Raw genomic sequence first — 26093 nt, 5'->3', positions numbered from 1 at the left:
ATCCCGGTTCCGGATCGAGGCGGCGCCGCACGTAGCGTCGGCGCATGACCTCCCCGCGCACCGAGCAGGCCGAGACCGCCGCCCCCGATGAGGACGCCGACGCGACCGTCGGGCAGGCGCTCTTCCCGCCGCCGGCGCATCTCGCGGCGGCGGCGAACGTCAAGGCGGAGGCGTTCGCGCGAGCCGACGCGGATCCGGTCGCCTTCTGGGAGGAGGCCGCCCGCCGCCTCGACTGGGAGACGCCGTGGGAGACCGCGCACACGTGGATCCCGCCGGTCGCCGCCGACGGCACCCCGCAGGTGCCCGCGGCCACGTGGTTCGCGGGCGGCTGCCTCAACGTCGCCGTCAACTGCGTCGACCGGCACGTCGCCGCGGGGCGCGGGGAGAAGGTCGCGCTGCACTTCGAGGGCGAGCCGGGGGACCGGCGCGCGGTCACGTACCGCGACCTCCAGGACGAGGTGTCCCGCGCCGCCAACGCGCTCACGGCGCTGGGCATCGGGCCCGGCGACCGCGTGGTGATCTACCTGCCCGTGCTGGTCGAGACGATCGTGGCGACGCTGGCGGTCGCCCGCATCGGCGCCGTGCACTCGCTGGTGTTCGGCGGCTTCTCCGCGGAGGCGCTGCGCTTCCGGGTGGAGGACACGGGCGCGAAGCTGCTCATCACGAGCGACGGGCAGAACCGCCGCGGCACCGCCGTCGCGACGAAGCCGCAGGCCGACGAGGCCGTCGCGGGCATCGCGTCGATCGAGCACGTGCTCGTCGTCCGCCGCACCGGGCAGGACGTGCCCTGGACCCCGGGACGCGACGTGTGGTGGCACGACGCCGTCGGATCCGCGTCGCCGGTCCACGAGCCGCGGGCCTTCGACGCCGAGCACCCGCTCTTCATCATCTACACGTCCGGCACGACGGGACGCCCCAAGGGCCTCGTGCACACCTCCGGCGGGTACCTGACCCACGCGTCCTGGGCGCACTGGGCGCACTTCGACGCGAAGCCCGACGACGTGCACTGGTGCACCGCCGACCTCGCCTGGGTCACCGCGCACACCTACGAGATCTACGGTCCGCTGTCCAACGGCCTGACCCAGGTGATCTACGAGGGCACGCCCGACACGCCCCACCGCGGGCGGCACCTCGAGATCATCGAGCGGTACGGGGTGACGACGTACTACACGGCGCCCACGCTGATCCGCTCGCTCATGAGCTGGCACCCCGACGGCGTGCGGGAGGCGCACGACCTCTCGAGCATCCGGCTGCTGGGATCCGTGGGGGAGGCGATCAACCCCGCCGCGTGGCGCTGGTTCCACCGGGAGATCGGCGGCGGGCGGGCGCCCGTCGTCGACACGTGGTGGCAGTCCGAGACGGGAGCGGCGGTCATCGCGCCGCTGCCCGGCGTCGCGACCCTCAAGCCCGGCGCCGCCGGCCGCGCCCTGCCCGGGTTCCGGGTGGACGTGGTCGACGACGACGGCGAGCCCGCCGCGGACGGCGAGGGCGGCCTCCTCGTGATCCAGCGCCCGTGGCCCGGCATGGCCCGCACCGTGTGGGGCGACCCGGACCGCTACCGCCGCGCCTACTGGGAGCGATTCGCCGAGCGGGGCTGGTTCCTCGCGGGCGACGGCGCGCGCCGGGACGAGGACGGCGACGTCGCGCTGCAGGGCCGGATCGACGAGGTCGTGAACGTGTCCGGCCACCGGCTCTCCACCATCGAGATCGAGTCGGCGCTCGTCGCGCACCCGCGCGTCGGCGAGGCCGGGGTCACGGGAGTCGCCGACGAGCTCACGGGGCAGCGCGTCGTCGCGTTCGTCGTGCCGCCCGGCGACGACCGCCCGGCGGACGACGACGCGGCGGGCTGGCACGCGCTCGCCGCGGAGCTGGAGCCGCTCCTCACCGCGCACGTGGCCCGCGCCATCGGGCCGGTCGCGAAGCCCCGCCGCGTCGTCGTCGTGCCGGACGTGCCGAAGACGCGCTCGGGGAAGATCATGCGGCGGCTGCTCGCCGACCTCGTGGAGGGGCGGACCCTCGGCGACGCCACGAGCCTGCAGGACGCCGCCGTGCTGGGCCGGATCCGCGCGGTGCTGGACGCCTCCGCGGGCTGAGCGGAGGACGCGGCCGGGTCGACCGGGCCAGCCCGCTCGGGCGGTAGTAGTTTGTGCGGCCATCTACTCAGGCATACCATCTACCTATGGACGCGAACTGGCCGGGCGAGTGGCTCCGGGGTCCCCTCGAGATGATGGCGCTCGCCGTCGTCGCCGAGGGGGAGACCTACGGCTACCTCATCGCCGCCCGCCTCGAGGAGGCGGGCATCGGCACCGTCAAGGGCGGCACCCTGTACCCGATCCTCGCCCGCCTCGAGCAGGCGGGGGCGCTGGCGTCCGAGTGGCGCCAGGGGGACGGGGGCCCGGGCCGGAAGTACTACTCGGCCACCCCGGTCGGCCGCGCCCGCCTGGACGAGCAGCGCCGCCGATGGCTGCTGTTCGCGGAGCGCACGACCGCACTGCTCGCACCCCGGAGGGACCCCGCATGACCACCACGACCGAGTACACCCAGCAGCTCGCCCTCGCGCTCCGCATGCGCGACGTGCCCGGCGCCGCCATCGGCGACGCCGTCGCGCAGGTGGAGAGCCACGTCGCCGACACGGGGGAGGATCCCGTAGAGGCGTGCGGCCCCGCGCGGGCCTACGCCGCGAGCGTCGCCGCCACCGTCGACCGCCCGGCCCCGGCGCTCCGGGTGGTCCGGCTCGCCCTCCTGGCGCTCGCCGGCGCCCTGCTCGGGGTCGCCCTCGCGCTCGGGATCGCCGGGCTGGTGCGTGGCGAACCGGTGGTCGGCGGGATCCCGCCGATCGTCGCCGTGCTCGTGGGTGGCCTCGGCATCGTCGGCGTCCTCGTCGTCGTGAGCGTCGTTTCCGCACGGCGGATGCGCGGCCCGCGCATCCACGCCGGGGAGGGGCGCTCGCGCGGGTGACGGGGTGGCGCCGACACGGCGCCCGGCCGACACCCGCTAGAGTGACCGGCGGAACAGACCACCTTTAACATCCGTCCCGAGAGGCGGGGAAGGAGGTCGGATTGCCTCAGCGCGTCGTGCTGCAGCCCTCTGACATCACCCGTGCGCTCACGCGCATCGCCCACGAGATCCTCGAGTCGAACCGCGGCCCCGCCGGCCTGCTGCTCCTCGGCATCCCGACCCGCGGCACCGTCCTCGCCGAGCGCATCGGCCGGATCATCGCCCGTCTCGAGCCCGACGCCCCCGCCGACCTGGTGGGCTCGCTCGACGTCACCATGTACCGCGACGACCTGCAGCGGAACCCGACCCGGGCACCCGCCCCCACGCTCCTGCCGCCCGGCGGCGTCGACGGCCGCACGGTCGTGCTGGTGGACGACGTGCTCTTCTCCGGCCGCACGGTGCGCGCCGCCCTCGACGCCATCGGCGACCTCGGCCGCCCCACGGCCGTGCGCCTCGCCGCGCTCGTCGACCGCGGGCACCGCGAGCTCCCGATCCGGGCCGACTTCGTGGGCAAGAACCTGCCGTCGAGCCTCGCGGAGCGCATCTTCGTGCGGCTCGACGAGATCGACGGCGAGGACGCCGTCACGATCGCCGGTCCCGACGACGCGCCCGCCGCGACCGAGGGCGAGGTCCGCGCATGAGGCACCTGCTCTCCACCCGCGACCTGTCCCGCGACGAGGCGGTCCACATCCTCGACGTCGCCGAGGACATGGCCGACGTCGGCACCCGCGAGATCAAGAAGACGCCCGCGCTCCGCGGCCGCACGGTCGTCAACCTGTTCTTCGAGGACTCGACCCGCACGCGCATCTCGTTCGAGGCCGCCGCCAAGCGCCTCTCGGCCGACGTCATCAACTTCAGCGCCAAGGGGTCGAGCGTCTCGAAGGGCGAGAGCCTCAAGGACACCGCGCAGACGCTGCAGGCGATGGGCGCCGACGGCGTGGTCGTCCGCCACCCGTCCTCGGGCGCACCGCACACCCTCGCTGGCAGCGGTTGGATCGACGCAGGCATCGTCAACGCGGGCGACGGCACGCACGAGCACCCCACGCAGGCGCTGCTCGACGCGTTCACGATCCGCCGCCGGCTGCACGGATCCGCCGCGCGCGGGAAGGGCCTCGACGGCACGCGCGTCGTCATCGTCGGCGACGTGCTCCACAGCCGCGTCGCCCGCTCGAACGCGTGGCTGCTCACGACGCTCGGCGCGGAGGTCACGCTCGTCGCGCCGCCCACGCTCGTGCCGGTGGGCGTCGGATCCTGGCCCGTCACCGTGCGCTACGACCTCGACGCGGCGCTTCGCGAGGGGAAGCCCGACGCCGTGATGATGCTGCGGATCCAGGCCGAGCGCATGCGGGCCGCCTTCTTCCCGAACCCGCGCGAGTACGCGCGCATCTGGGGCCTCGACGACGCGCGGCTCGCGCTCCTCGGGCCCGATACGATCGTCATGCACCCGGGGCCCATGAACCGCGGGCTCGAGATATCCGCCGCCGCCGCCGACTCGGAGAGGTCCACGGTGCGCGAGCAGGTCGCCAACGGCGTCTCGGTGCGCATGGCCGTCCTCTACCTCCTGCTGTCCGGCGACGGGAAGGCCGACCGATGACCCAGAACGAGATGACCCAGGACACGATGACCCTGGACGACGCGCACCTGATCCGCGGCGCCACCCTGCCCTCCGGCGAGCGCGCCGACATCCTCGTCGCCGACGGGCGCATCCGGGCGATCGGCGCCGACCTCGACGCCCCCGCGGGCGCGCGTGTCCTCGACGCGGACGGCCTGGTCGCGCTGCCCGGCCTCGTCGACCTCCACGTGCACCTGCGCGAACCCGGCTACGAGCAGAGCGAGACCGTGCTCACGGGATCGCGCGCCGCGGCCCTCGGCGGCTTCACCGCGGTCTTCGCGATGGCGAACACGATGCCCGTGCAGGACACGGCGGGCGTGGTCGAGCAGGTCAAGGCCCTCGGCGACGCGGCCGGCTACGCCACCGTCCGCCCCATCGGCGCCGTGTCGGTCGGGCTCGCGGGGGAGTCGATGGCGGAGATCGGCGCCATGGCGTCCAGCCGCGCGGCCGTCCGCGTCTTCTCCGACGACGGGAAGTGCGTCTCCGACCCGCTGCTCATGCGCCGCGCGCTCGAGTACGTGAAGGCCTTCGACGGCGTCATCGCGCAGCACGCGCAGGATCCGCGCCTCACGGAGGGCGCGACCATGAACGAGGGCGAGCTGTCGGGCGAGCTCGGCATCACGGGCTGGCCCGCGGTCGCGGAGGAGTCGATCATCGCGCGCGACGTGCTGCTCGCCGAGCACGTGGGATCCCGCCTGCACGTCTGCCACGTCTCCACCGCGGGCTCGGTCGACGTGATCCGCTGGGCCAAGGCCCGCGGGGTCGACGTCACCGCCGAGGTCACGCCGCACCACCTGCTCCTCACCGAGGACCTGGTCGCCGGCTACGACGCGCGCTACAAGGTGAACCCGCCGCTCCGCCGCCGCGCGGACGTCGAGGCGCTCCGCCAGGCGCTCGCCGACGGCACGATCGACGTCGTCGCGACCGACCACGCGCCGCACCCGACCGAGGCCAAGGACTGCGAGTGGGACGCGGCCGCGTTCGGCATGGTCGGCCTCGAGTCGGCGCTCTCGGTGGTCCAGCTCGCGATGGTCGACACCGGGCTCCTCGACTGGCAGGGCGTCGCCCGGGTCATGTCGCACGCGCCCGCGCGCATCGGCCGCCTCGCCGAGCACGGGCACGTCCTCGAGGCGGGTGCCCCGGCGGACATCACGCTGTACGACCCCGCGGCCTCGCGCGTCTTCGGGCGCGACGACCTCGGCGGCCTGAGCGGCAACTCGCCGTACCTCGAGATGACGCTGCCGGGTCGCGTGGTCGCCACGTTCCACCGCGGCTACCCGACGGTGCTCGACGGCGCCCTCGTCGACCGCGAGACCGTCGCGCGCGCCGCGGTCCTCCGCGACCGGGCCGACGCCGACGCGCGCGAGGCGGCGGCCGACGCCGCGGCGGGACGCGCATGAGCGACCGCACCGGACCCGCGCTCACCGTGATCGCGCTCCTCCTCCTGCTGCTCGCGCTCATGGTGCTCGGCTGGCGCGCGCGCCGCCGTCGCCAGCGCGCCCTGCCCGAGCCGCCGCGGCCGCCCGAGGACCTCGGTGCGCCCGACCTCGAGGTCGACGTGCTCTACGTCGCCACGACCACGGCCGGCCAGCCGCTCGACCGGCTCACGGTCGCGCCCCTCGGGTTCCGGGGACGCGCGGCCGCCCGGATCCACCCGGCCGGCCTGGTGCTCGCGATCGACGGCGAGCGCCCGGTGCTCGTGCCGGCCGACCGGATCACCGGATCCGGCCTCGCGACCTACGCGATCGACCGCGTCGTGGAAGAGGGCGGCCTCGTGGCCGTCACCTGGCTCCTCGACGAGGCCGCCGGCGTCGAGGTCGACACGTACCTCCGGGTGATCGACCCGCGCGAGAAGACCGCGCTCGTCGACGCCCTCCACCGCATCCCCCGCCCCGCGCACGACGACGACAACGAAGGGAAGTGACCGACATGGCCCGACACGAACCGGCGGTCCTGGTACTCGAGGACGGACGGAGGTACGTCGGACGCGCGTACGGCGCCCGTGGCACCACGCTCGGCGAGGCCGTCTTCGCGACCGGCATGACCGGCTACCAGGAGACGATCACCGACCCGTCCTACGCGGGCCAGATCGTGCTCCAGACCGCGCCGCACATCGGCAACACCGGCATGAACGACGACGACATGGAGTCCCGCCGCATCTGGGTCGCCGGCTACGTCGTCCGCGACCCCTCCCGCGTGGTCTCGAACTTCCGCGGGCAGCGCACCCTGGAGGACGACCTCGTCGCCCAGGGCGTCGTCGGCATCTCCGGCATCGACACGCGCGCCGTCACCCGCCGGATCCGCGACGAGGGCGCCATGCGCGCCGGCGTCTTCTCCGGCGAGGCCTTCGCGCTCGGCGACGAGGAGCAGCTCGCGCAGGTGCGGCAGGCGCCCGACATGGCGGGCCGCAACCTCTCCGCCGAGGTCTCCACGCAGGAGACGTACACGATCCCCGCCGTGGGCGAGCGCATCGGCTCCGTCGCCGTGCTCGACCTCGGCATCAAGACCGCGACGGTGAAGCACCTCGCCGCCCGCGGGCTCGACGTGCACGTGGTGCCGCAGTCGATCACCACCGAGCAGCTCGCCGAGCTCGCCCCCACCGCGGTCTTCTACTCGAACGGCCCCGGCGACCCCGAGGCGTCGCAGTACCACGTGGAGCTGCTGCAGGACGTGCTGCGCAAGGGCATCCCGTTCTTCGGGATCTGCTTCGGCAACCAGCTCCTCGGCCGCGCCCTCGGCTTCGACACCTACAAGCTGCCGTTCGGGCACCGCGGGATCAACCAGCCCGTGCTCGACCGCCGGACCGGCCGCGTCGAGATCACGAGCCAGAACCACGGCTTCGCGGTCTCGGCGCCGCTCGACGGCCCCGTCGAGAGCCCGGCCGGCTTCGGCCGCGCCGAGGTCAGCCACGTCTCGCTCAACGACCAGGTGGTCGAGGGGCTCAACTGCCTCGACATCCCCGCCTTCTCGGTGCAGTACCACCCGGAGGCGGCCGCAGGCCCGCACGACTCGTCGTACCTCTTCGACCGGTTCATCGAGCTGATCCACGCCGCGGGCGACGCCCCCGCATCCGCCGCGACCCCCCAGGAGACCGTGTAATGCCCAAGCGCGACGACATCAACAGCGTCCTCGTCATCGGCTCCGGGCCGATCGTCATCGGCCAGGCCGCCGAGTTCGACTACTCGGGCACGCAGGCCTGCCGCGTGCTCCGCGAGGAGGGCGTGCGCGTCATCCTCGTGAACTCGAACCCCGCCACGATCATGACCGACCCGGGCTTCGCCGACGCGACCTACATCGAGCCGATCACGAGCGAGGTGCTCGAGAAGATCATCATCAAGGAGAAGCCGGACGCGGTGCTCCCGACCCTCGGCGGCCAGACCGCGCTCAACGCGGCCATCCGCCTCGACGAGCTCGGCATCCTCGCCAAGCACGGCGTGGAGCTCATCGGCGCGAAGGTCGAGGCCATCCAGAAGGGCGAGGACCGCCAGCTCTTCAAGGACCTCGTCATCGAGTCCGGCGCCGACGTCGCCCGCTCGCACGTCGCGAAGACGCTCGAGCAGGCCGTGGAGTTCGCCGAGGACCTCGGCTACCCGCTCGTGATCCGCCCCTCCTTCACCATGGGCGGCCTCGGCTCCGGCTTCGCGCACACCCGCCAGGAGCTCGAGCGCATGGTCGCCGACGGACTGCAGTCGAGCCCCACCACCGAGGTGCTCCTCGAGGAGTCGATCCTCGGCTGGAAGGAGTACGAGCTGGAGCTCATGCGCGACACGGCCGACAACACGGTCGTCGTCTGCTCCATCGAGAACGTCGACCCGGTCGGCGTGCACACGGGCGACTCCATCACGGTCGCGCCCGCGCTCACGCTCACCGACCGCGAGTACCAGCACATGCGCGACATCGGCATCGACATCATCCGGCGGGTGGGCGTCGACACCGGCGGCTGCAACATCCAGTTCGCGGTGGATCCCGCGGACGGCCGACTCATCGTCATCGAGATGAACCCGCGCGTGTCCCGCTCCAGCGCGCTCGCGTCGAAGGCGACGGGCTTCCCCATCGCGAAGATCGCCGCGAAGCTCGCCATCGGCTACCGGCTCGACGAGATCCCCAACGACATCACCAAGGTCACGCCCGCGAGCTTCGAGCCCACGCTCGACTACGTGGTCGTGAAGGTGCCGCGGTTCGCGTTCGAGAAGTTCCCGGCCGCCGACGCCGAGCTCACCACCACCATGAAGTCGGTCGGCGAGGCCATGGCCATCGGCCGCAACTACTCGACCGCGCTGCAGAAGGCGCTGCGCTCGCTCGAGAAGCGCGGATCCTCGTTCCACTGGGGCCCCGAGACCCGCTCGGTCGACGAGCTGCTCGAGGTCAGCCGCACGCCCACCGACGGCCGCATCGTCACGGTGCAGCAGGCCCTCCGCGCGGGCGCCACGGCGGAGCAGGTCTTCGACGCCACGAAGATCGACCCCTGGTTCATCGACCAGATCGTGCTCATCAACGAGGTCGCCGACGCCGTGCGCGACGCCGACGAGCTCGACGCGGAGACGCTCCGCGAGGCCAAGGACCACGGCTTCTCGGACGCGCAGATCGCCGAGATCCGCGGGTTGAGCGAGCAGGAGGTGCGCGACGCGCGCCACGCGGCCGACATCCGGCCCGTGTTCAAGACGGTCGACACGTGCGCGGGCGAGTTCCCCGCGCTCACGCCGTACCACTACTCCAGCTACGACTCCGAGACCGAGATCGTGGCGTCCGACCGCCGCAAGGTGATCATCCTGGGCTCGGGCCCGAACCGCATCGGCCAGGGCATCGAGTTCGACTACTCGTGCGTGCACGCGTCCTTCGCGCTGTCCGACGCCGGGTTCGAGACGATCATGATCAACTGCAACCCGGAGACGGTCTCCACCGACTACGACACGAGCGACCGGCTCTACTTCGAGCCGCTCACGCTCGAGGACGTGCTCGAGATCGTGCACGCGGAGCAGCAGGCGGGCGAGCTCGTCGGCGTCGTCGTGCAGCTCGGCGGCCAGACCGCGCTCGGGCTCGCGAAGGGCCTCGAGGCCGCGGGCGTCCCGATCCTCGGCACGAGCCCGTCGGCCATCGACCTGGCGGAGGAGCGCGGCCTGTTCTCCGGCATCCTCGACGCCGCGGGCCTCGTGGCGCCGCGGAACGGCACGGCCACAGCGATCGACGAGGCCGTGGTCGTCGCGGAGGAGATCGGCTACCCCGTGCTCGTCCGCCCGAGCTACGTGCTCGGCGGCCGCGGCATGGAGATCGTCTTCGACACCGCCACACTGCACGACTACTTCCTGCGCATGGCCGACCAGGGGATCATCGGCGAGGGCAAGCCCCTCCTCATCGACCGGTTCCTCGACGACGCCATCGAGATCGACATCGACGCCATCTACGACGGCACCGAGCTGTACGTCGGCGGCGTCATGGAGCACATCGAGGAGGCCGGGATCCACTCGGGCGACTCGAGCTGCACCCTCCCGCCTGTGACCCTCGGCCGCGGCCAGATCCAGCAGGTCGTCGACGCCACGCGCGCCATCGCCGAGGGCGTGGGCGTGCGCGGCCTCCTCAACGTGCAGTTCGCGATCGGCGCGGGCGTGCTCTACGTCCTCGAGGCGAACCCGCGCGCCAGCCGCACGGTGCCCTTCGTCTCCAAGGCGCTCGGGATCCCGCTCGCGAAGGCGGCGTCGCTCGTCATGGTCGGCACCTCCATCGCCGAGCTCAAGGCCTCCGGGCTGCTGCCCGAGCGCGACGGATCCGACGTGCCGATGGACTCGCCCGTCGCCGTGAAGGAGGCCGTGCTGCCCTTCAAGCGGTTCCGCACGAAGGACGGCCTCATCGTCGACTCCGTGCTCGGCCCGGAGATGCGCTCCACGGGCGAGGTCATGGGCATCGACCGCGACTTCCCCCGCGCGTTCGCCAAGAGCCAGGAGGCGGCGTTCGGCGGCCTCCCGCTCTCGGGCACGGTGTTCGTCTCGGTCGCCGACCGCGACAAGCGCTCGATCGTGCTGCCGGTGCTGCGCCTCCAGCAGCTGGGCTTCGAGGTGCTCGCCACCGAGGGCACGGCGGAGATCCTCAGCCGCAACGGGATCCAGGCGCGCGTCGTCCGCAAGTACAGCGAGACGCCGGCCGCGGGGGACTCGCCGTCGATCGTGGACCTCATCAACCGCGACGAGGTCGACGTGGTCATCAACACCCCCTCGGGCCGCACCGCCCGCGCGGACGGCTACGAGATCCGCGCCGCGGCCGTGGCGGCGGACAAGCCGCTGTTCACGACCATCGCGCAGCTCACGGCCGCGGTCGCGTCGTTCGACGCCATCCGCGCCGGGTTCGACGTCACGAGCCTGCAGGACTACGCGATCGCCCGCGAGGCCCGCAGGTGACGACCGCCGACGGCGGGGCGGCTCCGGCCGTCCCGCCGTTCGGCGCGCGCCTCGCGCGGGCGTTCCGCGAGCACGGGCAGCTCTGCGTGGGCATCGACCCGCACCGGTCGCTGCTCGACGCGTGGGGCCTCGCCGACGACGCACGCGGCCTCGAGGAGTTCGGCCTGCGCGTGGTCGAGGCGACGGCCGGGCGCGCGGGGATCGTCAAGCCGCAGGTGGCGTTCTTCGAGCGCCACGGATCCGCCGGGTACGCCGCCCTCGAGCGCGTGCTCGCGGCCGCCCGTGACGCCGGCCTCCTGGTGATCGCGGATGCCAAGCGCGGCGACATCGGCTCCACGGTCGACGCGTACGGCGCCGCGTGGCTCGCGCCCGACAGCCCGCTGCGCGCCGACGCCGTGACCCTCACGGCCTACACGGGCGTGGGGTCCCTCGACGGCGTGCGCGCCGCTGCTGACGTGTGGGGCGCGGGCGTCTTCGTCCTCGCCGCCACCTCGAACCCCGAGGCGCGCGGGCTCCAGCGCGCGCTGCTCCCCGGCGGCGGATCCGCGTCCGCCCACCGCACGGTCGCCCGCGCGATCCAGGACGCCGCCGTCGCCGCCAACGGGTCGCTCGACGATCCCGCGGCCGAGCCCGGCGCGTTCGGCCTCGTCATCGGCGCGACCGTCGACGCGGCCGACGCCGGCCTCGACCTGGCGCGCCTCACCCGCACGCCGATCCTCGCGCCCGGCTTCGGCCACCAGGGCGCGCTGCTCGCCGATGTCCGGAAGCTGTTCGGTCCGGCCGCCGGCGTTGTGGTCGCGAGCGCCTCGCGGAGTATCCTCGCGGCAGGGCCACGGCGTGTCGCGGAGGCCGTCACCGATCACGCCGCACGACTCAGAGAGGCGCTCCCATGAGGCCCGAACCACCCGAGGTCGACCGCGTCGCCGCCTCCCAGGCCGCGGTCGCCGCGCGCCGGGCCCGCGCCGAGGTGAAGCACGACATCGTCACGGGGGAGCGCACCCCGCTCGGCGTCCTCGACGCGTCCGCCGATCCCGCCCGCCGCGCCGAGGCCACCCTCCGCGTCACCGAGTTCCTCACGAGCATCCCGAACATCGGCCCCACCAAGCTCGAGCGGATCCTCGGCGAGCTCGGCATCTCCACCGCCAAGCGCCTCGGCGGCCTCGGCGTGCACCAGCGGGTGCGCCTCACCCGGTTCCTCGAGGACTGGCAGGCCGCCAAGCAGATCGTGGAGCCGAGCCGCCTCGTCGTGCTCGCCGGCCCCACGGCCGTCGGCAAGGGCACCGTCTCGACCTTCATCCGCGAGAACGAGCCCGACGTGCTCCTCTCGGTCTCCGCCACGACCCGCGCGCCCCGCCCGGGCGAGGTCGAGGGCGTCAACTACTACTTCGTGTCCGACGCGGAGTTCGACCGCATGGTCGAGCACGGCGAGCTCCTCGAGTGGGCCACCGTGCACAACGCCCACCGCTACGGCACGCCGCGCGCGCCCATCGACGTGGCGCTGGCCGAGGGCCGGAGCGTGCTGCTGGAGATCGACATCCAGGGCGCCCGCCAGGTGAAGGCCGCCATGCCGGAGGCCCGGCTGGTGTTCCTGCTGCCGCCCACCTGGGAGGAGCTGGTGCGCCGACTGGTCGGCCGCGGCACCGAGGGGCCCGAGGAGCAGCAGCGTCGGCTCGACACCGCGAAGGTCGAGCTGGCCGCCCAGGACGAGTTCGACCACCTCGTCGTCAACCGCGATGTCGCGGAGGCGGCGCGCGAGGTCGTAGACTTGATGAAATCCAGGAAGGCCGTCGGTCCATGACACGGACCCGTGCGGCCTTCTTCCATGCAATGAGGAAGCGGCACATCCATGGTTGACAAGACCCAGGGCATCATCGACCCGCCCATCGACGAGCTCCTCTCGAAGGTCGACTCGAAGTACGCGCTCGTGATCTTCGCCTCCAAGCGGGCCCGCCAGATCAACGACTACTACGCCGACCTGCACGAGGGCAGCCTGTTCGACAACGTCGGACCGCTCGTCGACTCCACCATCGACGACAAGCCCCTCTCGGTCGCCATGCACGAGATCAACGAGGACAAGCTCGTCGCCACGCCCATCGTGGAGCCCGCGGCCTCCTAGCCGCCCGCCGTCCCGGATGCCCCGCGCCGACCGCACCCCGCACGCCCTCCCGGCCCCCGAGCCCCGGAGCGCCGCCGCGTGATGGTCGTCGTGGGCATCACGGGCGGCATCGCGGCGTACAAGGCCGTCGGCGTGGTCCGGGGCCTCGTGCTCCTCGGCCACGACGTGCACGTCGTGCCCACCGAGGCCGCGCTCCGCTTCGTCGGGAAGCCCACGCTCGAGGCCGTGAGCCGCAACCCCGTCACGAGCGACCTCTACGACGGGGTCTCCGAGGTCCGCCACGTGGCGCTCGGCCAGAAGGCCGACCTCATCGTCGTCGCCCCGGCCACCGCGCACACGCTCGCGTCCATGGCACTCGGCCTCTCGGACGACCTGCTCGGCACCACGATCCTCGCCAGCCGCGCGCCCCTCGTCGTCGCGCCCGCGATGCACACGGAGATGTGGCAGCACCCGGCCACCCAGGCCAACGCGGCCCTCCTGCGCTCCCGCGGCGCGACCCTCGTCGGCCCCACCTCGGGACGGCTCACCGGCACCGACTCCGGGCCCGGCCGCATGGCCGAGGTGGAGGACGTCATCGCCGCGGCCCTCGCCGCCGTCCGCCCGGGCGGACGCGACCTCGAGGGCCGCCGCGTCCTCGTCTCGGCTGGCGGCACGCGCGAGCCGCTGGACCCCGTGCGCTTCCTCGGCAACCGCTCGTCCGGCCGCCAGGGCGTCGCCCTCGCGACGGCCGCGCGCGACCGCGGCGCCGACGTCGTGCTCGTCGCCGCGCACCTCGAGGTGACAGCGCCCGCCGGCGTCCGCGTCGTGCCCGTGTCGACCGCGCTCGAGCTCTCCGACGCCATGGTCCGCGAGGCGGACGACGCCGACGTCGTCATCATGGCCGCGGCTGTCGCCGACTACCGGCCGGTGTCCGTGTCCGAGGGCAAGATCAAGAAGGACGAGGCGGGGGAGTCGCTCTCCGTCGAGCTCGTGCGGAACCCGGACGTGCTCCAGCGGCTCGCGGCGGACGCCGCCGTGCCGCGCGCGGACGGCTCGCGTCGCGTGGTCGTCGGCTTCGCGGCGGAGACCGAGGAGGACCCGGCGGAGCTGGTGCGCATCGGCCGCGCGAAGCTCGCCCGGAAGGGCTGCGACCTGCTCGTCCTCAACAGGGTGGGGTGGTTCGAGGGGTTCGCCACAGAGGGCAACGCGATCACGGTGCTCGGGAGGTCCGGCGATACACTGGCCGAGGCCTCCGGCTCCAAGGAGCAGGTGGCCCATCGAATTCTCGACGTAGTGGGTCTGCCGACTCCGCGGTAACGACTCCGCGGCAGCGATGGGCGGGCGCCACGCGATCCCCTGGAGGCCTCTGTGACCGACCTGCGCCTGTTCACCTCCGAGTCCGTCACCGAGGGCCACCCCGACAAGATCTGCGACCAGATCTCGGACAGCATCCTCGACGCGCTCCTGGCGCAGGACCCGTCGAGCCGCGCCGCCGTCGAGACGCTCGTCACCACGGGCCTCGTGCACGTCGCCGGCGAGGTCACCACGTCCGGCTACGTGGACATCCCGCAGATCGTCCGCGACCGCATCCGGGACATCGGCTACGACTCGTCCGAGGTCGGGTTCGACGGCAGCAACTGCGGCGTCACGGTCTCCATCGGCGCGCAGTCGCCCGACATCGCGCAGGGCGTCGACCGCTCGTACGAGTCGCGGTCGGGGACGGCGTCCACCGACGCGCACGACCTCCAGGGCGCGGGCGACCAGGGCCTCATGTTCGGCTACGCGTCGCGCGACACCCCCGTGTTCCTGCCGCTCCCCATCTACCTCGCGCACCGGCTCGCCGAGCGCCTCGCAGCCGTCCGCCACTCGGGCGAGCTGTCGTACCTCCGGCCGGACGGCAAGACGCAGGTCACCATCGGCTACGACGGGCTCGTGCCGCGCACGGTCGACACCGTCGTGCTGTCCACGCAGCACGGGCCGCAGGTCTCCCAGGACGACCTCCGCCGCGAGGTCGAGGAGCACGTCATCCGCCCGGTGCTCGCGCAGGCGGCGGAGATCGGCATCGAGCTCGACTCGCGCGAGGCGACGATGCTCATCAACCCCACCGGCAAGTTCGAGATCGGCGGGCCGAAGGGCGACGCCGGGCTCACCGGCCGCAAGATCATCGTCGACACGTACGGCGGCTTCAGCCGGCACGGCGGCGGCGCGTTCAGCGGCAAGGACCCGTCGAAGGTCGACCGCAGCGCCGCGTACGCCATGCGCTGGGTCGCGAAGAACGCGGTCGCCGCGGGCCTCGCCGACCGGCTCGAGGTGCAGGTCGCGTACGCGATCGGCAAGGCCGCGCCCGTGGGGCTCTACGTCGAGACGTTCGGCACGGCGCACGTGCCCGAGGAGCGCATCGTGCGCGCCATCCGCGAGACGTTCGACCTGCGTCCCGCGGCCATCGTCGAGCAGCTGGACCTGCTCCGCCCCATCTACGCGCAGACCGCCGCCTACGGGCACTTCGGGCGCGAGCTGCCGGACTTCACCTGGGAGGCGCTCGACCGTGTCGCCGACCTGCAGAGCGCCGCGGGGCTCTGACGCGACCAGCCGCGCGGGTCGCCCCGTGACCGGGGGCGCGCGATGACCGCGGGGGAGACCGCGCCCGTCGGCGGATCCGCGACCACGGAGGCCGCGTCCGGCGCGCGCCCGCCCGTGGTGCGGGTGATGGTGGACTCGCCGCTCCCGCAGCTCGACCGGCTGTTCGACTACGCGGTGCCCGAGGCGCTGCGCACGACGTGCGTCCCGGGCGTCCGCGTGCGCGTGCCGCTGCGCTCGGCGGGACGCGTGGCCGACGGCTACGTCATCGAGGTCGGCGACGGGCAGGGCTACGACGGCGCGCTCAGCGAGGTCGAGCAGGTCGTGTCGCCGCTGCCCGTGCTGCGGCCGGAGGTCTGGGCGCTCGCTCGCGCTGTCGCCGACCGGCAGGCCGGCACGGCATCCGACGTCGTGCGGCTGGCGGTGCCCCCGCGGCAGGTGCGCGTGGAGAAGGCGCACCTCGCGGGCCTCGCGGCGGCTGCCGACGCCGGCGATCGGACGGACGAAGCCGAGGCCGCTCCGGTCGGGGACCCCGCCCTGCCTCCGATCGACGGCTACGCCCCCGGCTCGCTCGACGCCGTGGTCGACGCGTCCGGCCGCGCGGCCGTCGACGCGATCCCCGAGGTCGTCGAGCTGCCCGGCGGCGCATGGGCCGGGCGCTGGGCCGTCACGCTCGCGCAGGCCGCCGTCCGGGTGCTCGCGTCGGGCCGCAGCAGCATCCTCGTCGTGCCCGACTACCGCGACCAGGACCAGCTGGAGACGGCGCTCCGGGCCCACGCGCCCGCCGGATCCGTCATCCGCACCGATGCCCGCCAGTCCGGCCCCGACCGCTACCGCGCGTTCCTCCAGGGGCTGGGCGAGGAGCCGCGCATCGTCGTCGGCAACCGCTCCGCCGTCTACGCGCCCGCCGCGCGCCTCGGCCTCATCGCGCTGTGGGACGAGGGCGACCCGTTGCACGCCGAGCCGCTCAGCCCCTACGCGCACGCCCGCGACGTGGCGCTCCTCCGCACGCAGCAGCAGGGCACGGCGCTCGTCCTCCTCGCCCACTCGCGGAGCACGGAGGTCGAGCGGCTCGTCGCGATCGGCCACCTGGGGAGCGTCACGCCCGCCGTGAACCGGCCTCCGCGCGTCATCCCTACCACGTCGCAGACGGGTGACGAGGGCTTCGCGCGCCAGGCGCGCATTCCCTCGGGCGCGTGGCGCGCCGCCAAGGACGCGGTGGAGCACGGGCCGGTGCTGATCCAGGTCGCCCGCCCCGGCTACGCGCCGCTCGTGGCCTGCCGTGCGTGCCGCCAGGCCGCGCGCTGCACGGTCTGCACCGGGCCCCTCGGCATGTCGACCGCCACGAGCACGCCCACGTGCGGCTGGTGCGGCCACCTCGCCGGCGACTGGACGTGCGCCAACTGCGGATCCGACGAGCTGCGCCTCGTCACCATCGGCGCGGGCCGCACCGCGGAGGAGCTCGGCCGCGCGTTCCCCGGCGTGCAGGTCGTGGTCGCCGACGGCGAGCGCCAGGTGCAGGAGGTGGACGCGGAGTCGCGGCTCGTGGTCGCGACGCGCGGCGCGGAGCCCGTGGCGGCGGGCGGCTACCGCGCGATCCTCCTGCTCGACGGCGAGCGGATGCTCGCGCGCGAGAGCCTGCGGGTGGGGGAGGACGTGCTCCGCCAGTGGTCGAACGCCGCCGCCCTCGCCGCACCGCGCGCGCCCGTGATGCTCGTGGGCGTCGGCGGGCAGGTCGCCCGGGCGCTCGCCACCTGGCAGCAGCCGCGGTACGCGCGCGAGGAGCTGCTCGAGCGCCGCGCCCTGCGCTTCCCGCCCGCGGTGCGCGCCGCGAGCGTCGAGGGCCTGCCGGATGCGGTCGGGGCGGCCGTCGAGCGCCTGGCCGGGATCGAGGGCGTCGACGTGCTCGGCCCCGTGCCCACCGAGCAGGGCCGCGTGCGCGCCATCGTCCGGCTCGACTACGCCCGGGGCGCCGACGCGGCGCGGGAGCTGCGGGCGGCCGTCGTGCGCAACGCCTCGAGCCGCCGCAAGCCGGTCGCGGGCCGCACCGGGTTCCGGCCCACGGTCCCCCTCCGTGTACGGTTCGACGACACGGGGCTGTTCTGATGCACGTCGCCCACGCCGCCCGCCCTGCCGCCGCGGACCGCTGCGCCGCCCCGGCCGCCGCCGCCTCCGCCCGCCCCGCCCACCCGCACGTCGTCCCCGGAAGGGACCCGCAATGAGACTCGTCTTCGCCGGCACGCCGCTCCCGGCCGTCCCCTCGCTCCGGCTGCTCGCCGCGTCCGGCCACGAGGTCGCCCTCGTCGTCACGCGCGCCGACGCGCCGCTCGGCCGGAAGCGCGTGCTCACCCCGTCGCCCGTCGCCGCGGAGGCCGAGCGGCTCGGGATCCCGACGCTCCGCACCAACCTCCTCGACGACGAGGCCACCGCGCGCATCGCCGCGGTCGGGGCCGACCTCGGCGTGATCGTCGCCTACGGCGGCCTGGTCCGCGAGCCGCTGCTCTCCACTCCCGCGAAGGGCTGGATCAACCTGCACTTCTCGCTGCTGCCCCGGTGGCGCGGCGCCGCCCCCGTGCAGCGGTCGATCATGGCCGGCGAGCGCGTCACGGGCGCGAGCGTCTTCCAGCTGGAGCGCGGCATGGACACCGGGCCCGTGTTCGCGATGGAGGAACGCCCCACGGGCGAGCACGAGACGGCCGGTCACGTCCTCGACGCGCTCGCGGAGCAGGGCGCCGACCTGCTGCAACGCACGGTCGACGCCATCGGCGCGGGCACGGCCGTCGCGCGCCCGCAGGAGGGCGAGCCGACGCTCGCCCCCAAGACCACGATCGACGACGGCCGGATCGACTGGGCGCGGCCCGCGGAGGAGGTGCTCGCCCGGATCCGCGGCGTCACGCCCGAGCCCGGCGCGCACACCTCCGTGGACGACGTGCGCCTCAAGGTCCACCGCGCCGCCGCGCTGCGCGATGCCGCGCCGCTCGCGCCCGGCGCGCTCGGATCCGTCGACGGCCGCGTCGCCGTCGGCACCGCGACCCACCCGGTCGAGCTCATCCAGGTGCAGCCCGCCGGGAAGAGCGCCATGCCCGCCGCCGACTGGTGGCGCGGCATCACGAGGAAGGACGTCACCGCACGATGAGCGAGAGCACCGGATCCTCCGCCCGCCGGCCGGGCGGACGCCGCCCCTCGGGAGGAGGCCGCCGCGCCGACGACCGCCCCGACGTCGGCGGGCCCGCCACCGTGAGCCCCGCCCGCCGCGTCGCCTACGAGGTCGTGAGCGCGGTGCGCGAGTCGGACGCGTACGCGAACCTGCTGCTGCCCGTCCGGATCCGCCGCGCGGCCCTCTCCGCGCAGGACGCCGCGCTCGCCACCGAGCTGGCCTACGGCACGCTGCGCATGTCCGGCTACTACGACCGCGTGATCGAGCTGGCCGCCGGCCGCCCCGTCACCGCGATCGACGCCCCCATCCTCGACGTGCTGCGCCTCTCCGTGCACCAGCTCCTCAGCATGCGCGTCGCCACGCACGCCGCCGTCAACGAGGGCGTCGACATGGCGCGCGCGGTCGGATCCCGCTCCGCGACGGGCTTCGTCAACGGCGTCCTCCGCACCATCACGCGCTCGGAGCCCGCCGAGTGGCGGCAGCGCGTGCTCGACAGCGCCGCGAGCGACGACGAGCGCCTCGCGCTCGAGCACTCCCACCCCCTCTGGGTGCTGCGCGCCCTCCGCCAGGCGCTCGCCCGCGAGGGCCGCGCCGACGAGCTCGAGGACCTGCTGAGCGCCGACAACGCCGCGCCCGCCGTCAGCCTCGTCGCGCTCCCCGGCCTCGCGACCGTCGCGGAGACGGGCGAGCAGCCGGCCGCGTTCTCGCCCGTCGGCGCCTACCTCGAGGGCGGCGACCCGGTGGACGCGCCCGGCGTCGCCGAGGGCCGCGTGCGCGTGCAGGACGAGGGCTCCCAGCTCGCCGCCCTCGCGCTCAGCCGCGCCCGGCCCGTCACCCCCGGCGAGCGCTGGCTCGACCTGTGCGCGGGCCCCGGCGGCAAGGCCGCGCTGCTCGCCGCCGAGGCCGGCCGCTCCGGCGCCCTGCTCACGGCCAACGAGCTCGTCCCCGCGCGGGCGGGACTCGTCCGCGACGCCCTCCGCGCCGTCCCCGGCGACACCGAGGTGTGGGAGGCCGACGGCACCACCGTGGGGGAGGAGCACCCGGGCGCCTTCGACCGGATCCTGCTCGACGCCCCGTGCAGCGGCCTCGGCGCCCTCCGCCGCCGGCCCGAGGCGCGCTGGCGCAAGACCCCGCGCGACGTCGCGGGCCTCGGCGCGCTCCAGACCGGCCTCATCGACTCCGCGATAGGCGCGCTCGCGCCCGGCGGGATCCTCGCCTACGTCACGTGCTCGCCTCACCTCGCCGAGACGCGCGCCATCGTGCAGGCCGCGCTGCAGCGCCACCCGGACGTGACGGCGCTCGACACGCGCGCCGTGCTGCAGGAGGTGGCCGAGGGCGACCTCGAGCTGCCCGAGGCCGACCCGGACGCGGGCGCCCGCGGATCCAGCGTCCAGCTCTGGCCCCACCGGCACGGCACGGACGCCATGTTCATCGCCCTGCTGACCCGCCGGTAGGGTCGGGGCATGCCCGTCCGCATCGAACCGAGCATCCTGTCCGCCGACTTCGCGAACCTGGAGCGCGAGATCCAGCGCCTCGCCACGGCCGACCTCGTCCACGTCGACGTCATGGACAACCACTTCGTGCCGAACCTCACGTTCGGCCTGCCGATGGTGCAGCGCCTCCAGGAGGTGACCCCGGTCCCGCTCGACATCCACCTCATGATCGACGACGTCGACCGCTGGGCCCCCGGCTACGCGGAGGCGGGCGCCGCGAGCGTCACCTTCCACGCCGAGGCCACGGAGGAGCCCGTCGCGCTGGCCCGCCGTCTCCGCGCGATCGGCGCGCGCGCCGGCATCGCGTTGAAGCCCGGCACCCCCGTCGACGACTACCTCGACCTGCTCGCCGAGTTCGACCAGGTGCTCGTGATGACGGTGGAGCCCGGCTTCGGCGGCCAGTCGTTCATGCCCGAGACGATGCCCAAGCTCCGCGCCCTCCGCTCGCGCCTCCGCGACTCCGGGCACGACGTGTGGCTGCAGGTCGACGGCGGCATCGACGTGGAGACCATCGGCCGCGCGGCCGAGGCGGGCGCCGACACGTTCGTCTCCGGATCCGGCGTCTTCCGCGGCGGCGACCCCGAGGCGTCCATCGCCGAGCTGCGCCGCGCGGCCGAGGCGCACACGCACGCGCACTGACGGCGGCCCGGCGCGGATCTGCTTGACTGGATCCATGACCGACACCACCAAGCCCGAGGTCGAGCCCGTCGACGGCCCGGCCCCCGCAGAGCTCACCATCTCCGACGTCACCGTGGGCGACGGCCCCGAGGCCCAGCCCGGCGACACGGTCGACGTGCACTACCTCGGCGTCGACTTCGAGACCGGCGAGGAGTTCGACTCGTCCTGGAGCCGCGGCCAGTCCGTGCGCTTCCCCCTCCGCAGCCTCATCGCCGGCTGGCAGCAGGGCATCCCCGGCATGAAGGTCGGCGGACGCCGCCAGCTCGTCGTGCCGCCGGAGCTCGCCTACGGCCCCGCGGGCGGCGGCCACCGCCTCTCCGGCCGCACGCTGATCTTCGTGATCGACCTGCAGGGCGTCGGCTAGCACCGCGACCACGCACGACCAGCACCACCACCGGGAGGCCGGGAGCGCATCGCTCCCGGCCTCCCGTCGTCGTGCCGGGGCCCCTTCGCGCGGCTGTACCCTGGACCACGTGAAGACCTTCGATGACCTGTTCGGCGAGCTCACCCGCATCGCCGCCGAGAGGCCCGAGGGGTCCGGCACCGTCCGCGAGCTCGACGGCGGCGTGCACGCGATCGGCAAGAAGGTCGTCGAGGAGGCCGCCGAGGTCTGGATGGCGGCCGAGCACGAGTCCGACGACCGCGCGGCCGAGGAGATCTCGCAGCTGCTGTACCACGTGCAGGTCATGATGATCGCGCGCGGGCTCACCCTGGAGGACGTCGGCCGACATCTGTGACGCGCCCCGTCACCCGTCGACCCCACCCCAGGAAGAAGTGATCCCCATGCTCCGTGTCGCCGTGCCCAACAAGGGCTCGCTCGCCGAGACCGCCGCCCAGATGCTCGCCGAGGCCGGGTACGCCGGCCGGCGTGACCCGAAGGAGCTCTACGTCCTCGACGCGCGCAACGACGTCGAGTTCTTCTACCTCCGCCCGCGCGACATCGCCACCTACGTCGGTTCCGGCGCGCTCGACGTCGGCATCACCGGCCGCGACCTCCTCATCGACTCGGCGTCCGAGGCGTCCGAGACCGCGGAGCTGGGCTTCGCGGGATCCACGTTCCGCTTCGCCGGCCCGGTCGGCCGGTTCCAGGACCTGGCGGACCTCGCGGGGGTCCGCATCGCCACGAGCTACCCCGTCCTCGTCGGCGGGTTCCTCCGCGAGCACGGCGTGGAGGCGCAGCTCATCCGCCTCGACGGCGCGGTCGAGTCCGCCATCCAGCTCGGCGTCGCCGACGCGATCGCCGACGTGGTCGAGACCGGCACCACGCTGCGGAAGGCGGGGCTCGAGATCTTCGGCCCCGTGATCCTCCGCTCCACCGCCGTGCTCATCTCCGGCGCCGAGGAGAAGGCGGGCGCCGCGACGCTCCTCCGCCGCCTCGAGGGCGTGCTGGTCGCGCGCCGCTACGTGCTCATGGACTACGACGTGCCGCTCGACCTGCTCGACGCCGCCACGGCCATCACGCCGGGCATCGAGTCGCCCACCATCTCGCCGCTGCAGGATCCCGCGTGGGTCGCCGTGCGCTCGATGGTGCCGCGCGACGACACGAACCAGATCATGGACCGCCTGCACGAGGTGGGCGCGCGCGCGATCCTCGTCAGCCCCATCCACGCCGCACGGATCTGACGTGGTCGCCGACCGTCCCGTGCCCGTGCCCGTGGCCGGGTCCCCGTCCTCCGGCGACCTCGCCGTCCGCGTCATCCCCTGCCTCGACGTGGCCGCCGGCCGTGTCGTCAAGGGCGTCAACTTCCTCGACCTGCAGGACGCGGGCGACCCCGTCGAGCTGGCGCGCCTCTACTACGAGCAGGGCGCGGACGAGCTGACGTTCCTCGACGTCACGGCCACGGTCGAGGACCGTTCGACCATGTACGACGTGGTCAGCGCGACGGCCGAGCAGGTCTTCATCCCGCTCACCGTGGGCGGGGGAGTGCGCAGCGCCGACGACGTGGCGCGCCTCCTCGCGAGCGGCGCCGACAAGATCGGCGTCAACAGCGCGGCCATCGCCCGTCCCGACCTCGTGGGCGAGATCGCCGACCGGTTCGGCGCGCAGGTCTGCGTGCTCTCGCTCGACGTGACCCGGGGCGACACCGCATCCGGATTCGTCGTCACCACGCACGGCGGCCGCACGCGCACGACCATCGACGCCGTCGCCTGGGCTCGCGAGGCCGTCGAGCGCGGGGCGGGCGAGCTGCTCGTCAACTCCATCGACGCCGACGGCACGCGCGACGGGTTCGACCTCGAGCTCGTCGCCGCGATGCGCGCCGCGAGCCGCGTCCCCGTCATCGCCTCGGGCGGCGCCGGCGAGCTCGCCCACTTCGCGCCAGCGATCGAGGCCGGCGCCGACGCCGTGCTCGCCGCGAGCGTCTTCCACTCCCGCCGGTTCACCATCGGCGACGTCAAGGGCGCCCTGCGCGAGGCCGGTCAGGTGGTCCGATGACCGGCACGCACGGGTCCGACCCGCTCCCCGACGTCGACGGCATCCTCGCCCGGGCGTCCTTCGCCGACGACGGGCTCCTGCCCGCGGTGATCCAGCAGCACGACACGCGCGAGGTGCTCATGCTCGGCTACATGGACCGCGAGGCCCTCCGCCGCACGCTCACCTCCGGTCGCGTCACGTTCTGGTCGCGCTCCCGCCGGGAGTACTGGCGGAAGGGCGACACCTCCGGCCACGCCCAGTACGTGCGCGACGCGGCGCTCGACTGCGACGGCGACACGGTCCTCGTCCAGGTCGACCAGGTAGGAGTGGCGTGCCACACCGGCACGCGCACCTGCTTCGACGCGGATCACCTCCACCCCGTCCCGGGTACCCGCCCCACCGCCGACGAAGGGCCCACCCCATGAGCGAGACCCCGCGCCCCGGCGCGTCCGCGCCCGGCACCACCACGCGCGAGGGCTTCGACGCCCTCGCGGTCGACCACCGGGTGATCCCCGTGCTCCGCGAGGTCTTCGCGGACGGCGAGACCCCCGTGGGCGTGCACCGCAAGCTCACGGCCGGGCGCCCCGGCAGCTTCCTGCTCGAGTCCGCCGGCCAGGGCGGCATCTGGACCCGGTTCTCCTTCGTCGGCGTCTCGTCCTTCGGCGTGCTCACGCAGCAGGGCGACGAGGCCCGCTGGCTCGACTACGGGCTGGATGCGCGCCGCGCCCTCGGCGAGGACGCGCCCGACGGTCCGCTCGCCGCCCTCGCCGCGCTCTACGCGCGCTGGGAGACCCCGCGCATCCCCGGCCTGCCGCCCCTCACGGGCGGCCTCGTCGGCTTCATCGGCTGGGAGGCCGTGCGGCAGATCGAGCGCCTGCCGGACCGCCCGCCGGCGGAGGTGCCCGTGCCCGGCCAGGCGCTCAGCTTCGTCTCCGAGCTCGCCGTCCTCGACCACCGCCGCGGCACGGTCACGCTCGTCGCGACCGCCCTCAACGACGGCGTCGACGACGCGGACGCCATGTGGGCGGACGCGCAGGCGCGCCTCGACCGCATGCAGGCCGACCTCGCGCGCCCGTCCGAGACGTTCCTCGCGGAGGTCGACCTCCAGGCCCAGCCGTCGCCGACGCTCCGCACGCAGCCCGCCGACTTCCACGAGGCCATCGCGCGGAGCAAGCACCACATCCGCGAGGGCGACGTGTTCCAGGTCGTGGTCTCGCAGCGCTTCGACCAGCCGACGACCGCCGAGCCGATCGACGTCTACCGCGTCCTCCGCGTGCTCAACCCGAGCCCCTACATGTACCTCCTCACGCTGGAGGACGCCGACGGGAAGCCCTACTCGATCGTCGGCTCGTCGCCCGAGGCTCTCGTCACCGTCACCGACGACCACGTCTACATGCACCCCATCGCGGGCTCCCGTCCGCGCGGCGCGACCGTGGAGGAGGACGTCGCCCACGAGGAGTCGCTGCTCGCCGACCCGAAGGAGCGCGCCGAGCACCTCATGCTGGTGGACCTCGCGCGCAACGACATGCTGAAGGCGTGCGCCCCGGGATCCGTCGAGGTCACCGAGTTCATGCGGGTCGAGCGGTTCAGCCACATCATGCACCTGGTGAGCTCGGTCGAGGGTACGCTCCGGCCCGGCGTCTCGAGCATCGACGTGTTCCGCGCCACCTTCCCGGCCGGCACGCTCTCGGGCGCGCCGAAGCCGCGCGCGCTGCAGATCATCGACGACCTCGAGCCCGCCCAGCGCGGCGTCTACGGGGGAGTGGTGGGCTACTTCGACTTCGCGGGCGATGCCGACCTCGCCATCGCGATCCGCACGGCCACCATCGTCGACGGCGTCGCGCACGTGCAGGCCGGCGGCGGCATGGTCGCCGACTCCGACCCCGACGCGGAGTACCTCGAGTCGCAGAACAAGGCCGCGGCGCCGCTCCGCGCGGTCGCGGTCGCCGAGGCCATGCGGCGCGTGCGTTGATGCGCGTCACCCGCCGCACGAAGTCCCTCGCCCTCCTGCTCGTCCTCGCCACGAGCGCGGCCACGTTCCTCGGCTGGTCGCAGGACTGGTCGACGCTGCGCATCGGCGGCCAGTCGCCCACGCTGGTGCCGGTCGCGGGGAGCGTCGCCGCGCCCGCCCTGAGCGCGCTCGCGCTGTCGAGCCTCGCCCTGGCCGGCGCCCTCGCCATCGCCGGCCGGGTGCTGCGCGTGGTGCTCGGGATCCTGCAGATCCTCATCGGGGCGACGGTGGCCCTCACGGCCCTCGCCGCCGTCTCCGGTCCCGTGCAGGCCGGCGAGGCCGCCATCACCGCGGTCACGGGCGTGGCCGGATCGACGCCCGTCGCCGACCTCGTCGACGGGTGGACCACCACGCCCTGGGGTCCCGTGAGCCTCGCCGCCGGCATCGCCTCCGCGCTCACCGGCCTGCTCGTGGCGGTGACGGGTCCGCGCTGGCCCACGGGTCGCTCCCGCTACGACGCGGCAGCCGACGCGCCGGCCCGCCGCATCGTGCCCACCGAGGACCCGGTCGGCGCCTGGGACAGCCTGAGCGGCGGCGGCGACCCGACGCGCCGCGAGGCCGGCGATCCCGAGGAGACGCCCGCCGCCACGCCCGCCGACGGTCCTGACGCCCCTCCCCAGCTCGACGGGCGCCCCGGCGCCGCACGGTAGACTCGACCCATCCCGCCCGCC

The 26093-nt window shown here is 74.3% G+C and carries 25 protein-coding genes; all 25 read left to right on the top strand.

What is annotated here, in order from left to right; genetic code table 11:
* The first annotated feature begins 44 nt into the window (after window positions 1-44).
* The 25 genes from acs (at window position 45) to ACU4ZT_RS09260 (ending at window position 26072) form a co-directional block, all read left to right on the top strand.
* Entirely contained in the window at window positions 45-2093 is a 2049-nt protein-coding gene (acs, locus tag ACU4ZT_RS09380; protein ID WP_445337065.1) for an acetate--CoA ligase, read from the top strand.
* Between the two features lie 86 nt (window positions 2094-2179).
* Window positions 2180-2521, top strand: coding sequence for a PadR family transcriptional regulator (locus tag ACU4ZT_RS09375; protein ID WP_270981524.1), 342 nt, complete (start codon window positions 2180-2182; stop codon window positions 2519-2521).
* The gene (locus ACU4ZT_RS09370) at window positions 2518-2958 is read left to right on the top strand and encodes a hypothetical protein (protein ID WP_445337064.1); all 441 of its coding nucleotides are present in this window, start codon (window positions 2518-2520) and stop codon (window positions 2956-2958) included. Before ACU4ZT_RS09375 ends, ACU4ZT_RS09370 begins: the two co-directional genes overlap by 4 nt.
* Window positions 2959-3059: 101 nt before the next feature.
* Window positions 3060-3638, top strand: coding sequence for a bifunctional pyr operon transcriptional regulator/uracil phosphoribosyltransferase PyrR (pyrR, locus tag ACU4ZT_RS09365; protein WP_445337063.1), 579 nt, complete (start codon window positions 3060-3062; stop codon window positions 3636-3638).
* Window positions 3635-4591: an aspartate carbamoyltransferase catalytic subunit gene (locus tag ACU4ZT_RS09360; RefSeq protein ID WP_063071756.1), complete on the top strand. Its 957-nt coding sequence runs from the start codon at window positions 3635-3637 to the stop codon at window positions 4589-4591. The genes pyrR and ACU4ZT_RS09360 overlap by 4 nt, the downstream gene beginning before the upstream one ends.
* A gap of 26 nt (window positions 4592-4617) precedes the next feature.
* The gene (locus ACU4ZT_RS09355; protein ID WP_445338649.1) at window positions 4618-6009 is read left to right on the top strand and encodes a dihydroorotase; all 1392 of its coding nucleotides are present in this window, start codon (window positions 4618-4620) and stop codon (window positions 6007-6009) included.
* Window positions 6006-6533 (top strand): PH-like domain-containing protein, encoded by a 528-nt coding sequence (locus ACU4ZT_RS09350; protein WP_063071757.1) that lies wholly within the window; start codon window positions 6006-6008, stop codon window positions 6531-6533. The genes ACU4ZT_RS09355 and ACU4ZT_RS09350 overlap by 4 nt, the downstream gene beginning before the upstream one ends.
* Before the next feature lie 5 nt (window positions 6534-6538).
* Window positions 6539-7708 (top strand): glutamine-hydrolyzing carbamoyl-phosphate synthase small subunit, encoded by a 1170-nt coding sequence (carA, locus tag ACU4ZT_RS09345; RefSeq protein ID WP_063071935.1) that lies wholly within the window; start codon window positions 6539-6541, stop codon window positions 7706-7708.
* Complete coding sequence (gene carB, locus ACU4ZT_RS09340; RefSeq protein WP_445337062.1) at window positions 7708-10998, top strand: carbamoyl-phosphate synthase large subunit; 3291 nt, start codon at window positions 7708-7710, stop codon at window positions 10996-10998. The genes carA and carB overlap by 1 nt, the downstream gene beginning before the upstream one ends.
* Window positions 10995-11891 carry an orotidine-5'-phosphate decarboxylase gene (gene pyrF / locus ACU4ZT_RS09335; RefSeq protein ID WP_445337061.1) on the top strand — a complete coding sequence of 299 codons (897 nt, stop codon included), beginning with the start codon at window positions 10995-10997 and terminating at the stop codon, window positions 11889-11891. Before carB ends, pyrF begins: the two co-directional genes overlap by 4 nt.
* A complete protein-coding gene (gene gmk / locus ACU4ZT_RS09330; RefSeq protein WP_445337060.1) occupies window positions 11888-12796 on the top strand; it encodes a guanylate kinase in 909 nt (302 codons plus the stop codon). Before pyrF ends, gmk begins: the two co-directional genes overlap by 4 nt.
* Before the next feature lie 48 nt (window positions 12797-12844).
* Entirely contained in the window at window positions 12845-13114 is a 270-nt protein-coding gene (gene rpoZ, locus ACU4ZT_RS09325) for a DNA-directed RNA polymerase subunit omega (RefSeq protein WP_012038467.1), read from the top strand.
* A 78-nt stretch (window positions 13115-13192) separates the two neighbouring features.
* The gene (coaBC, locus tag ACU4ZT_RS09320; RefSeq protein ID WP_445337059.1) at window positions 13193-14410 is read left to right on the top strand and encodes a bifunctional phosphopantothenoylcysteine decarboxylase/phosphopantothenate--cysteine ligase CoaBC; all 1218 of its coding nucleotides are present in this window, start codon (window positions 13193-13195) and stop codon (window positions 14408-14410) included.
* A 51-nt stretch (window positions 14411-14461) separates the two neighbouring features.
* The gene (gene metK / locus ACU4ZT_RS09315) at window positions 14462-15673 is read left to right on the top strand and encodes a methionine adenosyltransferase (protein WP_063071761.1); all 1212 of its coding nucleotides are present in this window, start codon (window positions 14462-14464) and stop codon (window positions 15671-15673) included.
* Between the two features lie 42 nt (window positions 15674-15715).
* A complete protein-coding gene (locus tag ACU4ZT_RS09310; RefSeq protein WP_445337058.1) occupies window positions 15716-17776 on the top strand; it encodes a primosomal protein N' in 2061 nt (686 codons plus the stop codon).
* A 112-nt stretch (window positions 17777-17888) separates the two neighbouring features.
* Entirely contained in the window at window positions 17889-18806 is a 918-nt protein-coding gene (gene fmt / locus ACU4ZT_RS09305; protein WP_063071762.1) for a methionyl-tRNA formyltransferase, read from the top strand.
* Window positions 18803-20281, top strand: a complete 1479-nt coding sequence (locus ACU4ZT_RS09300; protein WP_270981510.1) for an RsmB/NOP family class I SAM-dependent RNA methyltransferase — start codon at window positions 18803-18805, stop codon at window positions 20279-20281. Before fmt ends, ACU4ZT_RS09300 begins: the two co-directional genes overlap by 4 nt.
* 9 nt (window positions 20282-20290) lie before the next feature.
* Window positions 20291-20959, top strand: coding sequence for a ribulose-phosphate 3-epimerase (rpe, locus tag ACU4ZT_RS09295; RefSeq protein ID WP_270981509.1), 669 nt, complete (start codon window positions 20291-20293; stop codon window positions 20957-20959).
* A 34-nt stretch (window positions 20960-20993) separates the two neighbouring features.
* Window positions 20994-21362, top strand: coding sequence for an FKBP-type peptidyl-prolyl cis-trans isomerase (locus ACU4ZT_RS09290; RefSeq protein WP_063071764.1), 369 nt, complete (start codon window positions 20994-20996; stop codon window positions 21360-21362).
* Between the two features lie 109 nt (window positions 21363-21471).
* Window positions 21472-21735 (top strand): phosphoribosyl-ATP diphosphatase, encoded by a 264-nt coding sequence (locus ACU4ZT_RS09285; protein WP_012038459.1) that lies wholly within the window; start codon window positions 21472-21474, stop codon window positions 21733-21735.
* A gap of 46 nt (window positions 21736-21781) precedes the next feature.
* Complete coding sequence (gene hisG, locus ACU4ZT_RS09280; protein ID WP_063071939.1) at window positions 21782-22621, top strand: ATP phosphoribosyltransferase; 840 nt, start codon at window positions 21782-21784, stop codon at window positions 22619-22621.
* Window positions 22622-22652: 31 nt separating this feature from the next.
* Window positions 22653-23432: an imidazole glycerol phosphate synthase subunit HisF gene (gene hisF, locus ACU4ZT_RS09275; RefSeq protein ID WP_445338647.1), complete on the top strand. Its 780-nt coding sequence runs from the start codon at window positions 22653-22655 to the stop codon at window positions 23430-23432.
* Window positions 23429-23836 (top strand): phosphoribosyl-AMP cyclohydrolase, encoded by a 408-nt coding sequence (gene hisI, locus ACU4ZT_RS09270; protein WP_414763405.1) that lies wholly within the window; start codon window positions 23429-23431, stop codon window positions 23834-23836. Before hisF ends, hisI begins: the two co-directional genes overlap by 4 nt.
* A complete protein-coding gene (locus tag ACU4ZT_RS09265) occupies window positions 23833-25383 on the top strand; it encodes an anthranilate synthase component I (protein ID WP_063071766.1) in 1551 nt (516 codons plus the stop codon). Before hisI ends, ACU4ZT_RS09265 begins: the two co-directional genes overlap by 4 nt.
* On the top strand, window positions 25383-26072 hold the full coding sequence (locus ACU4ZT_RS09260; protein WP_445337057.1) for a Trp biosynthesis-associated membrane protein: 690 nt from the start codon (window positions 25383-25385) through the stop codon (window positions 26070-26072). The genes ACU4ZT_RS09265 and ACU4ZT_RS09260 overlap by 1 nt, the downstream gene beginning before the upstream one ends.
* Window positions 26073-26093 lie beyond the last annotated feature (21 nt).

This window comes from Clavibacter davisi (genome assembly GCF_052751415.1).
Note: the sequence above shows the minus strand (reverse complement) of the source record. Positions and strands in the feature narration are given on the sequence as shown.

Coding starts and splice junctions, on each gene's coding strand:
- acs (WP_445337065.1), top strand. CDS start 45: ATGACCTCCCCGCGCACCGAGCAGGCCGAGACCGCCGCCCCCGATGAG.
- ACU4ZT_RS09375 (WP_270981524.1), top strand. CDS start 2,180: ATGGACGCGAACTGGCCGGGCGAGTGGCTCCGGGGTCCCCTCGAGATG.
- ACU4ZT_RS09370 (WP_445337064.1), top strand. CDS start 2,518: ATGACCACCACGACCGAGTACACCCAGCAGCTCGCCCTCGCGCTCCGC.
- ACU4ZT_RS09360 (WP_063071756.1), top strand. CDS start 3,635: ATGAGGCACCTGCTCTCCACCCGCGACCTGTCCCGCGACGAGGCGGTC.
- ACU4ZT_RS09355 (WP_445338649.1), top strand. CDS start 4,618: ATGACCCTGGACGACGCGCACCTGATCCGCGGCGCCACCCTGCCCTCC.
- ACU4ZT_RS09350 (WP_063071757.1), top strand. CDS start 6,006: ATGAGCGACCGCACCGGACCCGCGCTCACCGTGATCGCGCTCCTCCTC.
- carA (WP_063071935.1), top strand. CDS start 6,539: ATGGCCCGACACGAACCGGCGGTCCTGGTACTCGAGGACGGACGGAGG.
- carB (WP_445337062.1), top strand. CDS start 7,708: ATGCCCAAGCGCGACGACATCAACAGCGTCCTCGTCATCGGCTCCGGG.
- gmk (WP_445337060.1), top strand. CDS start 11,888: ATGAGGCCCGAACCACCCGAGGTCGACCGCGTCGCCGCCTCCCAGGCC.
- rpoZ (WP_012038467.1), top strand. CDS start 12,845: ATGGTTGACAAGACCCAGGGCATCATCGACCCGCCCATCGACGAGCTC.
- ACU4ZT_RS09310 (WP_445337058.1), top strand. CDS start 15,716: ATGACCGCGGGGGAGACCGCGCCCGTCGGCGGATCCGCGACCACGGAG.
- fmt (WP_063071762.1), top strand. CDS start 17,889: ATGAGACTCGTCTTCGCCGGCACGCCGCTCCCGGCCGTCCCCTCGCTC.
- ACU4ZT_RS09300 (WP_270981510.1), top strand. CDS start 18,803: ATGAGCGAGAGCACCGGATCCTCCGCCCGCCGGCCGGGCGGACGCCGC.
- rpe (WP_270981509.1), top strand. CDS start 20,291: ATGCCCGTCCGCATCGAACCGAGCATCCTGTCCGCCGACTTCGCGAAC.
- ACU4ZT_RS09290 (WP_063071764.1), top strand. CDS start 20,994: ATGACCGACACCACCAAGCCCGAGGTCGAGCCCGTCGACGGCCCGGCC.
- hisG (WP_063071939.1), top strand. CDS start 21,782: ATGCTCCGTGTCGCCGTGCCCAACAAGGGCTCGCTCGCCGAGACCGCC.
- hisI (WP_414763405.1), top strand. CDS start 23,429: ATGACCGGCACGCACGGGTCCGACCCGCTCCCCGACGTCGACGGCATC.
- ACU4ZT_RS09265 (WP_063071766.1), top strand. CDS start 23,833: ATGAGCGAGACCCCGCGCCCCGGCGCGTCCGCGCCCGGCACCACCACG.
- ACU4ZT_RS09260 (WP_445337057.1), top strand. CDS start 25,383: ATGCGCGTCACCCGCCGCACGAAGTCCCTCGCCCTCCTGCTCGTCCTC.